Here is a 424-nt window from a genome sequence, read left to right as displayed (position 1 = left end):
CCGGCCAATACCGGCAATATCGGAAGAACCTGTGTGGCGACGGGGACGAAGCTTCATCTCATCGAGCCGTTGGGTTTCAGACTGAATGACAAGCTGATCAAGAGGGCCGGACTGGATTACTGGGATAAGCTGGATGTGACGGTTTACTGCGATTACCAGGATTTCCTGGAGCGGAATCCCGGAGCAAAGATTTATATGGCTACGACCAAGGGGCTGAAGGTATATTCTGACGTGGAGTATGAACCGGACTGCTTCCTGATGTTCGGAAAGGAGAGCGCCGGTATTCCGGAGGAGATTCTCCTGGAGAATCAGGAGCAGTGTGTGAGAATCCCCATGTGGGGAGATATCCGCTCTCTGAATCTGTCCAACTCCGTGTCGATTGTACTGTATGAGGCACTCAGACAGAACGGGTTTGAGAAGATGA

Annotated in this window: 1 protein-coding gene; it reads left to right on the top strand. The window is 51.9% G+C overall.

The window, feature by feature from the left end; all coding sequences use genetic code 11:
- Nucleotides 1-424, top strand: a 424-nt coding sequence (locus tag NE664_14450) for a tRNA (cytidine(34)-2'-O)-methyltransferase (GenBank protein ID MCQ4727835.1), incomplete at both ends; no start/stop codon positions are given.

The sequence above is a fragment of the Anaerotignum faecicola genome (genome assembly GCA_024460105.1).
Classification (GTDB): Bacteria; Bacillota; Clostridia; order Lachnospirales; family Anaerotignaceae; genus JANFXS01.
This window is presented reverse-complemented; position numbering and strand designations above follow the sequence as displayed.